Genomic DNA, 11,871 nt, shown 5'->3' with positions numbered 1-11,871 from the left:
CGGCCCGCCCGGCCGGGACCGGGGCCGTGGTGTGCCGGGCGGGGTCGTCCAGGAGGAAGGCGGCGCCCAGGGCGAGGGCGAGCGCGGAGAACCTCAGCAGGCCCAGAGCGTACGAGCCGCCGGGCTCGGCGCCGAGCAGGCGGCAGAGCACGGCCGGCAGCAGGCCCACCGTCCCTGCCGCGCCCAGCGTCCGCCACGGCAGGGTGCGCCAGAGCGCGGGCGTCAGCACCAGGGCCACTCGGCACGTCATCACCCGCCTCACTCGCCGCACCTGTCCGGCCCCGTGTGGGCGGGCACGTCGAGCAGTTCGGCCGCACGGGCCGTGGTGACCGCCTGCGACGTCAGCTCGGTCCAGTGCGCCTTCACCTTCGCGGCCACGCTGAAGAAGGGCTGGTGGAGCAGCGCGCGCACGACCTTGGTCTGGCCCGCCGTCATGGTCAGGGGGTCGGTCCGGGAGAGGACGGTCGCGTAGCCGGCCAGGCTGTCGTCGACCCGGACGTGGCGGAGGACGGACTCCGGGGCGGGCTGCCAGGCGAGGGACAGCCACATGATGGTGACCATCCGGCCGTCGCAGAGGCCACCCGCCGCCTTCTCGTTGCCCGCGACCAGTACCGAGGCCACGGCCGTGGAGAACTCGGGGACGCGGTTGCCGCCCCAGGAGGTGCCCACGGTCACCTGGTAGGGGGTGGTGGACGGGGCGAGCGCGGCGTCGTCGAAGAGGCCGTACCGTGCCTCCACCCGCTGCCTCACGACGAGGTGCTGCCCACGCGCGCTTGGAGACGGCGCTGGGGCTCGGCGCCGTGCGCGGGCGGCTGCGCGGGGCGAGGGGTGGATGTCCGGGAGATCGACTCCTGGCGGCCGCTGATGTGACTGGACACCTGGGTGTGCACGGCAATGGGTCCGTTCGGACAACCGTCGGCGGCTCCGGTCACAGGAGCGGCACCAGCGCTTGCACCCTTGCTCGACCTATTGCGCTCAGGAACTGGGCACCCTGCAGGTCCTCACGGCGGCCACGAAATGGTGCGCCGAGTGCCTTGAGCCCTTCTGCTCTCGCCGGTTCGGCAAGCCGGCGCGTCGTATGGTGCGGCGGGCCCGCCGATGGTTCGTCAGCCCGCGGCCCGCTGGAGACCGTCGAGGATGAGGTCCAGTCCGAATTCGAACTCGTCGCCGTAGGCGTACCCGGGGCGCATGACGTGAGCGGTCGCGATCTCGGCCAGGTACGGGTACTCGCCGTCGCCGAAACGGCCCATGATGGCCCCGGCCAGTTCGGCGGTCTCCTCCGGGGTGTCGAAGGGCAGGTTCTTCTCCTGCAGGGCGAACCCGTAGATGTAGCTGTCGAGAACGGAGACGGCGTGGGCGGTCAGAGCGAGGGAGAATCCCCCCTGACGCAGGCAGCCGAGAACGGCGTCGTGGTGACGCAGTGTGGCCGGGCCCGGTGCGGACCGTGACTCCATCAGCCCGATTGCCCAGCGGTGCCGCGACAGTGCGAGGCGCATGGAGACCGCTCGCTGCCGCATCGCCGCTCGCCAGTCCTCGCCCGGGGTGGGCAGGTCGACCTCACCGAAGACCAGGTCGACCATGCCGTCGAGCAGATCCTCCTTGTTGGCCACATGGTTGTACAGGGACATTGCCTCGACTCCGACGGCCTCGCCGAGCTTGCGCATGCTGAGCGTGTCCAGGCCGCCGGTGTCGGCGAGTTCGACGGCGGCATGGAGCACCCGCTGCCGGGTGAGTGCCTCACGGTTCGGTTTCGGGGTGGCACGTCGGATCACGGTGGACGGTCGCTTCCTCTCGTGGACTCTCAGCGTTGACGAGCTTACGCCGTAAGTGCTGTACTTACGCCGTAAGTACTACTTACGCTGTAAGTAAGCGGAACGTGGAGCAGAGACCATGCGGAAGATGAGCGAGCCGATCGAAACCATCGGTGGGACCGGAACGATGGTGGCCGTCGTGCAAGAGCGCTACGGAGCCGAACCGGAAGGCGTGCTGCGCCTGGCGCGGCTCGCCCGGCCCGCCATCGGGCCGGGCGAGGTGCTGGTCCGGGTGAGCGCCTCCAGCGTGGACCGTGGCACCTGGCACCTGATGGCCGGCCTGCCGTACGCGGTCCGCCCCGTGAGCGGGCTGCGCAGGCCGAAGCTCCCCAACCCCGGCCGCAACTTCGCCGGCGTGGTCGAGGCGGTCGGCTCCGACGTGACCGCGTTCGCGCCCGGCGACGAGGTCTACGGCACGGCAGCCGCCACGCTTGCCGAATACGCCGTCGCGCGTCCCGACAGGATCGCTCCCAAACCGACCGGACTCACCTTCGAGGAGGCGGCGACGGTACCCGTCAGCGCGCTCACCGCACTCCAGGCGGTCCGCGACAAGGGCAAGCTCCAGGAGGGGCAGCAAGTCCTGATCACCGGAGCCGCCGGCGGAGTGGGAACCTTCGCCGTGCAACTTGCCCATGCCCTCGGTGCCCGGGTCACCGCCGTCGCGAGCAGCGCCAAGCTCGAAGCCGTACGGGTGCTGGGCGCCAGCCACGTGATCGACTACACCCGCGAGGACTTCCTCGCCGGCCCGCGACGCTACGACGTCATCATCGACGTAGCAGGCAACCGCAGCCTGCGGGATCTACGTCGCGCCCTCGCCTCCCGCGGCAGGCTGGTCATCACCGGCGGTGAGACGAACGGCCTCTGGCTCGGCGGCACCGACAGGCAGCTTCGTGCACAGATGCTGTCCCCGTTCGTCGGCCAGCACCTGGGCACCTTCATTGCCTCCGAGGACGCCGCTGGGCTGCGCGACCTGACTGCTCTCATCGACACGGGCGCGCTCAGGCCTGTCGTGGACCGCGTCTACCCGCTCGCCGAGACCGCCGCAGCCGTCCGGCGTCTTCTTGACGGCCGCGTCACGGGCAAGCTGGCACTCGCTCTGCCCGCCGAGTGAGGTCATGGGCCATAGCCCGCCGGGGGACCTCGTGGCCGTCTCCGTTTCTGGTTCCGTCCGCCGTCTGTCCGCTGCCGCTGCCGCTGCTGTGTCGGCCGCCTTGGCGGGGGCGGACGCCCATCGGGCCGCCGCGCTTCCCGGCCGGGACCGTACGGCGTTCGCCGGCACCTTCATCCACGGCGATACCCAGTACGGCACGGGCCTGGCCACACCCCTCGACCACGCGCTGGACACGCTGCCGGCAAGACCCCGTACGACCGTCGCACAGAAGACGGTGCTCTCGCATTGCGGGGCCGGGCTCCGCCGGCCCGGTCCCATGCACATCCATCGATGAGACCGGACTTCACACGAGGGACGTGCGCGGCCGGATCCCGGCCGCGACGGGTGAGCGAGAGCGAGGAGCAGGCCCGGTTCTCCGTACGCACATGGACCGAAGAGCAGCAACACAGCTGCGCTGCACCTCAGTTGGCCCGTTGGAACGCCCGGCTGCGCCGCGAACGGGGGATCGCAGCCCTGCCCGGAAGGTCCGTTCATGAAGACCATCCGGGATGAACAGAAGAGACAGAACACGGACCGTGCCCTTCGGGAACTGCCAGGAGGCGTCCTGGCTCGGGTGCTCGGCGACCTGACGTTGGCTCGGGCGTGGCGGACGGTTCCACCCCACTCGCGTCCGCCCTGAAGGTGGTGGTGCCGACCGGGCGGCCCGATACGCCGACGTGGATTCCAGGTCCACTGGGCCGGCGCGGGGCGCGTTTCCGGTTGGCGACGCTGCTCGCGGTGAGCACGTGCGCGACCATGAGACTAGACCCGGTGATCGCCTGAGAGGGGCCGGTGACGGCGACGCATCCGCTGTGCGCTACGGTGACTCGCTTTTCCCTTACACCTAGGGGGGTTTGATGCGGAGAACCGCAGCGGCCGCGAGTGCCGTCACCGCACTCGTGCCGCTTGTCCTGGCCGGCGCTTCGACGGCGTCTGCCGCGGCCAAGGGGTCGCTCACCGTCAGAACGTTGGACCGGAGCGGCAAGGCGGTCTACGCCCAGGTGGCGGTCTACAACACGAAGACGTACGACTTCCGCTTCATCGACAGCAACAAGAAGACGTCACTGCCCAATGGCAGATACGAGATCGTCACGTCCTTCGTCGGCGGCAACAGCGAGGATGCCGTCGTCGGCGGTCACAGTGTGAAGGTCTCCGGGGCCACGACGAGCACCTTCGACGCCAGGAAGGGGCGTGCGGTCAAGGTCTCGCTCAGTCCCAAGCCGGGCAGCGGATACGACCACACGGTCACCGCGGCCGTCTGCGCCACCGACAACAGCCCTGCCACCATGAGCATTTCGGCGGATGCCGGGGACCTGTACGTCATCCCGAACAGCAGCAAGGCCTACGAGCTGTCCTACGGCACCACGTACGAGCCGCGGTCGACGAGTGGCGGAGACTTCTGGCTGGCGTCCGCCACGCACAGCCGCGGCCTGCCGTCGGGGGTGTCCGCGACGCTCGCGAAGTCCGGGCTGACCACCCTCAAGGTGTCCGCGCGTTCCGGCCCCGACAGCGGACAGGCGCGGTTCTCGTTCAACGGCGAGTCGACGGGTGGCAGCGACTGCTCTTCGTCCACGAACATCCTCGACTTCCAGCGTGACCTGCCCGACTCCTTCAGCGTCCATCTCCCGCCCGGCCAGTGGGCGGTCGGCCGGCAGAGCCACGACTTCATCTACGACGGGTCCCACAAGTACGCCGCCGGCAAGACGACCTCGCTGACTCTCGGCCACGCGGTCTGGGGGCCCGGCGGGCAACTGCCGTACACCTGGTACCACCAGCTGTACTTCGGGGACGACAACCCCTTCGCCGACCCCAGGTTCCCGGCGGGCGGGATCCTGGCCTCCGGCACCGTGAAGCTGACCCACGCGGGCAAGACGCTCTACTCGCACAAGTACACCCCCTCGCAGGAGATCGGCCCGCATCCGCGGATCCCCGAGAAGGGCTGGTACACACTCACTGAAACCGGCCATCGCGGTGGCCTGCCGTCCGGCTCGCTGTCGACGTCCTCCGGTCTCTCCCTGCACTTCTACGCAGACCCGAGCAAGAATCAGCAGGTCCGGGAGTACATCACCCGGTTCTGGCCCGAGGCTCTGAACTCCAGGAACCAGGCGGCTGCAGGGTCGACCACCACCGTCGACCTGGGCATGCAGCGCCTCGGCACGGGCGACAGCACGATCGGCCGGTTGTCGGACAGTGTGAAGTCCGTGCGCGCCTGGTACACCACCGACAACGGCGCCCACTGGATCGCCGCCACCGCGAAGCTGTCCGGCGCCAAGTGGACCATCGCCGTCCACAACACGGCGTCCGGCCGTATCGGCCTGCGCTCGACGGTAACCGACACCCACGGCGACAGCTCGACGACAACGGTGTACAACGCGTACGCGGTGAGCTGAGGACCGCCGGACCCGCCACTGTCACACCGGCGGCCCGCCCGAGGGGTTTCCCGGACGGGCCGCCGGCCGGCGTTTGCGGTACCGCAGCGAGTGACCACCACCTCAGCGACCGGGAGCGCCCCGCACCGGCCATCGGGTTGACCGGGTTCCGCTCGGCGGCCTGGACGTCCATGGCAACGGCTGGTGCCGGGGCTGCGGAGCGATGAGGTGGCCGAGCCGGCCAGGATCTTCCCGCAGTCGAGACCGCAGACGGCAGGCCAGGGCCGTCGATCACTTGACGCGCGCGTCGATGGCCGGCGCGCACTCCATCGCCTCCGCATGCGTGGTGTTCACCTTCATGGCCGCGCCCTGGGGGACCATGTCCGCGTTGGAGGCGCGATCCCGAGGTCCGATCGCCTCGTGCGCCCTCACGGTCTGCGGCCGTCGCAGCGTCACACCTGATGGGACGAGGGAGCGTCTGGAGAGGCTGCACGAGATCGCGCGAGGTAGCTGATCATCTCCGCCGGTCGATGTGGAACCTCGGCGCGCCTGCCCGCATCTAGTTGTCCGGTGAGGCAGGAGCGGCGGCACTCGGCCCCGCGGGAGTGGTGTCACCCAGGGGGAGATCTCATGTCACGGCGGACAGCGGCGGTCTGCGCGGTCGGCCTGGTGATGCTGCTGGGTGCCGCTGCCTGCGGCCAGAGCGACAGCGCCTCGGGAACCCGGGTTGCCGCATGCGGAACGCCTCAGCTGAGCTGGAAGATGACTCTTCTCACGGGCAAGCCGCACAACACGCCGACGGCGATGCTCAGCGCCGCGCACAAGGGATCGAAGCCTTGCGCCTTCGACGGCTACCCGGAGCTCAGTGTGTACGTCGGCAAGGGGGCGTCGGCCGACTCCAAGCCGAAGGAGTCCACGCCGGTCCATCTGGTGCTGAAGCCGGGCCACAGCATCGCGATCCCGGTCTTCTACGACGCGATCGGCTCGCCGTCCGGGTCCTGTGAGGTCATGGCCGAATACAACCCTCGTGTCGACGTGCGGCCCCCGCACCCCGCGGCGCACGACTACGGCTCTCGCGTGCAACTGACCGATGCGAAGGGGCACCACCGGCGGGCACAGGTGTGTGACCTCGACATGCTGCTGGGAGCACCCCAACTGCATTGACGCAAAGGCGGATAAACGGTGTGCATTCGCACGCCCACCATGCGATCATGACGGCTGCGACCGCTGACCACGGTCGATCGAAAGCCGCCGTACGGCGGCACGGGGAACGCATGACCTATCGGGGGTTGCTGTTGCGCGCGGTGAGCGCGGAGCAGGTCGTCGGCGGAAGATCACGCGTCGGACTCCGTAGCAGTGTCCCGCCTGCTGTCCCCCAGCAGGCGCCTGCCCTTCAAGTCCTCGTGCCGTCCGGCCTGCCTCTTGGAGAAACCTGAATGCAGAAACCCGAAGCGCTCTGTGGACGAATACGTCTCGGGGCTGCCGCGGTGCTGAGCGCCGTGGTGCTGCTGGGCAACGCCGCTGCGGCCCAGGCCGATACCGCGGCCCCTGTCCCCGGAACCCCCACGCCGACCGTGTCGGGGCTCATGCAGAGCGCTGCCCCCGCACCGAAGCCGCCGACCGGCCCGGCTCCCACAGACTCGACCGGCCCGTCCGCCGCGCCCTCGTCATCGGACGCGGCTGTGCTGGACGCCGACGACGACTGGACGGTCAAGGCCGCCATCCGCTTCTGGACTCCCGAGCGTATGGACTCGGCCACCGACCCCTCGGGTCGTACCGTCCCGCCGGACGGATTGGCGGCAGCGGCCCAGAGGCCCTCCGGCAACGGCATCACCGCCCAGCACTTCAAGGGCATCAAGTCCGTCGGCACGATCTTCAGCAAGGACAAGGGGCTGAAGGGGCACCGCTGCACGGCCAGCGTGGTGCGCAGCGGTGGGCACAACCTGATCCTCACGGCGGGGCACTGTGTCGGCTCGAATTCCATGTTCGTGCCCATGTACGACCACACCAAGACTGCGGCCGCGCAGCCGTACGGGGTCTGGGCGGTCGACAAGTGGTTCCGCGACAAGAGGGCCACCTGGGACAAGGCCAAGACCTCCGACCTGGACTACGCCTTCGCGAGCCTGAAGGCGAACGGCCGTCGGAACGTCCAGGACGTCGTGGGCGCCAACACCCTGGCCCAGACGCCCGGTTACGCCAACAAGGTGACCGTCGTCGGCTATCCCAGGCTCGCGCACAACCCGCCGGACCAGGCGGTCCGCTGCCCCGACATCTACACGACCGCACTGTCGGGCTACTACCAGATGCAGATCCACTGCGCCGGGATGTGGGGCGGGGTCTCCGGTGGGCCGTTCTTCTCCGAGCTCGACGCCTCCGGCAGCACCGGCACGATCATCGGCAACGTGGGCGGGTTTCTTCAGGGCGGCCCCGATGTGCCGGGGTCGGACCCGCGGTACAACGAGATCACCTACAGCCCGTTGCACGGTGACCGCTTCTTCCGCCTCTACGCCGATGCCCAGCAGGGCCGCAACCCCGACTACGGTCCGTACCATCAGCCGTCGCTGCCCTACACCATGGGCTCCGGCGAGACCTGGAAGCACGCCGGCCTGATGGCCTCGGGCGACTTCGACGGCAAGGGCCACAGCGACATGGTCGTGGTGTGGTCCGACGGCGAGGTCACGCTCTACAGCAGCGACGGACGCGGCCACTTCACGGGCGAGCGGCAGTTGCTGCCCAAGAACTCCACTTGGAAGAACGCCAAGACCATCACCGCGGGCGACTTCACCGGGTCGAACCGCTTCGACTTGTTGGTCCGCTGGGCGGACGGCGAGGTCACACTCTACGGAGACATCGGCACCAAGGGCCTCGACTGGGCAGGCACCCAGATGATCAAGCCCAACGACCTGTGGAAGAACGCGACCCAGATCGTGGCGGGCCGCTTCAACACCTCCCAGGACGTCACCGACCTGATCGTGCGGTGGGTGGACGGCAAAGTGACCCTCTACACCAACGTCAGCGCGGGCACCTTCGGGCAGGAGCACAAACTCAAGGGCAAGAACGACACGTGGAGGGACGCCACCCTTCTCACCAGCGGTGAGTTCTCCGGCAACCAGACGTGGGACCTCATGGTGCGCTGGACCGACGGCGAGCTCGACAACTACGTCGGCACGTCCACGTCGGGCCTCGGCACCGAGCAGCGCATCTTGAACTCCAACGGGCTCTGGAAGCACGGCACGGTCATGACGACCGGCGACTTCACGGGGAACCACCGGACCGACGACATCGTCATCCGCTGGTCCGACGGCGAGACCACCATGTACATGGACACGGGTGCCGCCCACCTCGGCAGCGAGGAGACCCTGGTCCACGCCGGCTGAGCCCGGGGGCCGCGCGTCACACCCGATGCCCTCGGCACGCGACGGTGCCGAGGGCATCACGTATGCGGCTACCCCCGACCGTCCCCCGGCGTGACCGGTGGCTACAACGTCGTCCACGTGCCGACCGCCGGGGCATCGCAGGCAGGCCTGGCCGAGGCGCACGACGTCCGGGGTGCGGTATCTCAAATAGCTTGACCGTGCAACTAAAATGAGAGTGGCGTGCGACCCTCTTGCGGGCACGCCCGCCCGTACCTCACACCTCGCAGGCTCACGTTGTTCCGTCCTCCGGCCGGTCCGCGGTCATCAGGCAGGCGATGGATTCGTCGATGCGCAGCATCCGGCTCTCGCTGCCGGGCGCCACCTTCTCGAACGTGCGGCCGAGGAAGGCCTGCAGAGCCGTGGCCGGCGCCGACACGACCGTGCTCACCTCGGGCGAGCTGATGCGGATGTGTACGGCGCCCTTTCCGGCCTCCAACCGGTGCGGCTGGACGGGTACCGGCCATGTCTGCACGTCTCCGAGGCCGGCCGGCCGCATCAGGCCCTCGGCGAGCAGATCGCGCGCGAAGACCCACTTCACCGGTGGTGTGATGCCCGTGTCCAGCACCATGTGCACGCCGTACGGCTCATCTGTCACGTAATGGAAGGCGAGCGCCACCGGCACGGTGACCGACCCGTTGAGGAGGACGGTGCCTTCGCACCGGCAGCTGACGCCGGGTTCCTGGGAGGACGGCGTATCGGGAGGGGAGGGGGGTTGGTTGCTCATGTTCTGCTCTGCTTCGGGGCGGCGCCGGTGGCAACCCGACGCGGGCTCGTTGCCCCGCCGGCAGCGCCGAGCTGGATGCTGTCGCTATGGCGGTGCCAACAGGTGGCCGGCCGTCTGCATTCCGGTTCGCCGGAGCAGGGGGCGCAGATGCGGGGTCGGACCCGTTCCGGTTGCCGGACAGGTGACGGCACATGACCAAGATCCGCCCACGCCTGCGGACGTGTCCTCGTTGCCGTCGACGCCCGCGGACGGCGAGCGTCCGGCCCGCGCGGCTGCACACACATGTCTCACACCTGGCGATCGCGCGGTTCAGCGGTCCGAGATCGGCAGATTCAGCGCGACCGTCTTGCCCTGGCCGTTGGGGGAGCTGTTCCAGGCCTCGGCCAGTGCCTCCACGATCATCAGGCCGCGGCCGTGCTCCGCTTCGGCGTTCTCCTGCTCGGCCAGGGACAAGGGCGAGGGAACCGGTGGGTTGCTGTCAGAGTCCCGTACCTCGAGCCGGATGTGACCGGGCAAGGCCCGCAGGCGGACGTTCACGTCGCTGCCGGCGTGAATGAGTGCGTTCGTCACGAGCTCCGAAACGACCAGCTCAAGGGTGTCCGACATGTCCTGCAAGTCCCATGAGCCCAGCTGGTCGCGTACGAACGTGCGAGCAGTCCTGACCCCGCGCAGATCACGGCGCTGAATGTGCAGGCCCGCCGCCCGTGGCTCGTCCTGACCCTGGGCTCCTCCGTACAGTGCGAGCAGCAGAGCCGCGTCGTCACGGTGCTGCTGTGGCGACGCGCAGACCTCCGCGGTGATGACGTCGGCGAGCCGCTCGAGATCGGGTGCGGATCCGTCGTCGCGCGAGCCGAGCAGGGCCTGCGCGCAGGTCTCCGGTTCGGCGTGCCAGCCGACGAGACCGTTGGTGTAGAGCATGAGGATCGAACCGGCCTCAAGAGTGTGCTCACGTCCTTGGCAGGTGTGCGCCGTGCAGACGCCCAAGGGCACGTTGGCGGGTGCGGCCAGGGCGCCGGTGCTCCCGTCGGGCCGTCGTACCAGGGGAGCGGGGTGCCCGGCCAGGGCCACCTCGGCGGTGCCGTCCAGCGTGTCCACCGCGACGACGCAACAGGTCACCGTGAGATCCGTGCCCAGCCTGGCGAGAAGCCTGCGGGTCCGGTCGATCACCGTGGTGGGGCGATGACCCTCGGTGGCATAGGAAGCCACCGCGGTGCGTACCTGCCCCATGATGGCGGCGCTCTCCATGGCGTGACCTTCGACATCGCCCACGACCAGCACGGCCCGGTCCCCTTCCAGAGTGATCACGTCGTACCAGTCGCCTCCCACCTCCGAGGTGGCGCCGGCGGGTCGGTACCGCGCCGTCGTGGTCAGCCGCGGCAGGTCCGGGAGCTGGGACGGCAGTAGGTGTCGCTGCAGGCATTCGGCCATCGCTCGCTGTTGCGCGGTCAGTTCGACGCGCTGCACCGCGGCTCCCAGCAGTCCTGCCATCATGCCGAGGAGGGCCCTCTCCTCGGGCGGGAAATCGCGCGTCCCGGAGAACGCCAGACAGCAGACCGCGACGACCTGCCTGCTGTAGGCGAGGGGCAGGTCGATGAGCTGAGCGTCGCCGATGAGCGGCAGGTAGGCCTCCGCCCGGGGTTCGTCCTCGGAAGGGGGGTCGGCGCCCGGCGACCGCGCCTCGGAGATGTACAGCGGGCGTCCGTCGAACGCCTCCGTTGCCGGAACCCGCTCCTTCAGCCCGACGCCGTGGAGGCCGCGCGCCATGCTCGTCGAGTCACCGCTGTGCCCGAGAACCCACAGGCGGCCCTCGCTCTCCGAGACCAGCACCAGGGCTCTGGCGCCCAACGGGGACATGACGCAGTACTGGGCCGCTCTCACGATGTCGTCCACGGTCGCGGCCCGGTTGAGCAGTTCGGACAGACGTCGCAGCGGGTACATCATGCTCGTGCCCGCGGACCCGGGCACGCTGGGCACGCCCCACCTCGGTGTGCACACGCTCGCATCGACGTCACGCTCCGGCGGGACCAGCATCGGCATCGGGCCCGCCGTCACGGCGACTCCGTCCGCGACGAGCCCCGTCAGAGCTTCGGCCAGCCGCTCCCCGATGTCCTCGAGCGTCGAACATTCGGCGGGCGAAAAGCCGCCGGCGGTCTCCAGCCGCAGCACGGTGAGGGCGCCGAAACGCCGGTTTTCGGAGATCACGGGGCCCGAGCAAGCGGCGTACGGATAGGGCAGTGCGTGTTCTTGGCCGGGTCCGGCCGGATCCGGATCCATCAGAACGGCCGCTCCTGCCGACCTCAGGGCGTGCGCCGTGGCGGACCGCGCGTCCGGTGCCATCCGCCAGGGGAACGTGTAGAGCGACTGGGGGCATCCGCCCGCCCGCGCGAGGCGGTGTGCGCCC

8 protein-coding genes and 2 pseudogenes are annotated in these 11,871 nt (G+C 69.5%); 4 read left to right on the top strand and 6 right to left on the bottom strand.

The window, feature by feature from the left end; genetic code table 11:
* The 3 genes and pseudogenes from ACFW2E_RS28520 to ACFW2E_RS28510 all read right to left on the bottom strand — a co-directional run.
* Positions 1–250 (bottom strand): annotated as a pseudogene (locus ACFW2E_RS28520) (ABC transporter); the annotation flags it as partial.
* Between the two features lie 8 nt (positions 251–258).
* Positions 259–774: pseudogene (locus ACFW2E_RS28515) on the bottom strand (ABC transporter permease); the annotation flags it as partial.
* A 332-nt stretch (positions 775–1,106) separates the two neighbouring features.
* Positions 1,107–1,772 (bottom strand): TetR/AcrR family transcriptional regulator, encoded by a 666-nt coding sequence (locus ACFW2E_RS28510; RefSeq protein WP_384469935.1) that lies wholly within the window; start codon positions 1,770–1,772, stop codon positions 1,107–1,109.
* Positions 1,773–1,899: 127 nt separating this feature from the next.
* On the opposite strand from ACFW2E_RS28510, the gene ACFW2E_RS28505 reads away from it, so the two are divergent.
* On the top strand, positions 1,900–2,922 hold the full coding sequence (locus ACFW2E_RS28505) for an NAD(P)-dependent alcohol dehydrogenase (protein ID WP_384469934.1): 1,023 nt from the start codon (positions 1,900–1,902) through the stop codon (positions 2,920–2,922).
* An 896-nt stretch (positions 2,923–3,818) separates the two neighbouring features.
* On the top strand, positions 3,819–5,351 hold the full coding sequence (locus ACFW2E_RS28500; protein WP_384469933.1) for a hypothetical protein: 1,533 nt from the start codon (positions 3,819–3,821) through the stop codon (positions 5,349–5,351).
* Positions 5,352–5,621: 270 nt separating this feature from the next.
* On the opposite strand, the gene ACFW2E_RS28495 is transcribed toward ACFW2E_RS28500, so the two are convergent.
* Positions 5,622–5,786: a hypothetical protein gene (locus tag ACFW2E_RS28495; RefSeq protein ID WP_384469932.1), complete on the bottom strand. Its 165-nt coding sequence runs from the start codon at positions 5,784–5,786 to the stop codon at positions 5,622–5,624.
* Between the two features lie 174 nt (positions 5,787–5,960).
* Between ACFW2E_RS28495 and ACFW2E_RS28490 the strand changes: the two genes are divergently transcribed.
* Both ACFW2E_RS28490 and ACFW2E_RS28485 read left to right on the top strand, forming a co-directional pair.
* Positions 5,961–6,494, top strand: a complete 534-nt coding sequence (locus tag ACFW2E_RS28490) for a DUF4232 domain-containing protein (RefSeq protein WP_384469931.1) — start codon at positions 5,961–5,963, stop codon at positions 6,492–6,494.
* 272 nt (positions 6,495–6,766) lie between these two features.
* Positions 6,767–8,707 (top strand): FG-GAP-like repeat-containing protein, encoded by a 1,941-nt coding sequence (locus tag ACFW2E_RS28485; protein ID WP_384469930.1) that lies wholly within the window; start codon positions 6,767–6,769, stop codon positions 8,705–8,707.
* 268 nt (positions 8,708–8,975) lie between these two features.
* On the opposite strand, the gene ACFW2E_RS28480 is transcribed toward ACFW2E_RS28485, so the two are convergent.
* Positions 8,976–9,470, bottom strand: coding sequence for an SsgA family sporulation/cell division regulator (locus ACFW2E_RS28480; protein ID WP_384469929.1), 495 nt, complete (start codon positions 9,468–9,470; stop codon positions 8,976–8,978).
* Positions 9,471–9,779: 309 nt separating this feature from the next.
* The coding region (locus ACFW2E_RS28475) for a SpoIIE family protein phosphatase (RefSeq protein WP_384469928.1) at positions 9,780–11,871 on the bottom strand (2,092 nt) is incomplete at its 5' end.

Source organism: Streptomyces sp. NPDC058964, from assembly GCF_042741275.1.
Taxonomy (GTDB): domain Bacteria; phylum Actinomycetota; class Actinomycetes; order Streptomycetales; family Streptomycetaceae; genus Streptomyces.
Note: the sequence above shows the minus strand (reverse complement) of the source record. Positions and strands in the feature narration are given on the sequence as shown.

Coding starts and splice junctions, on each gene's coding strand:
- ACFW2E_RS28505 (WP_384469934.1), top strand. CDS start 1,900: ATGAGCGAGCCGATCGAAACCATCGGTGGGACCGGAACGATGGTGGCC.
- ACFW2E_RS28500 (WP_384469933.1), top strand. CDS start 3,819: ATGCGGAGAACCGCAGCGGCCGCGAGTGCCGTCACCGCACTCGTGCCG.
- ACFW2E_RS28490 (WP_384469931.1), top strand. CDS start 5,961: ATGTCACGGCGGACAGCGGCGGTCTGCGCGGTCGGCCTGGTGATGCTG.
- ACFW2E_RS28485 (WP_384469930.1), top strand. CDS start 6,767: ATGCAGAAACCCGAAGCGCTCTGTGGACGAATACGTCTCGGGGCTGCC.
- ACFW2E_RS28480 (WP_384469929.1), bottom strand. CDS start 9,470: ATGAGCAACCAACCCCCCTCCCCTCCCGATACGCCGTCCTCCCAGGAA.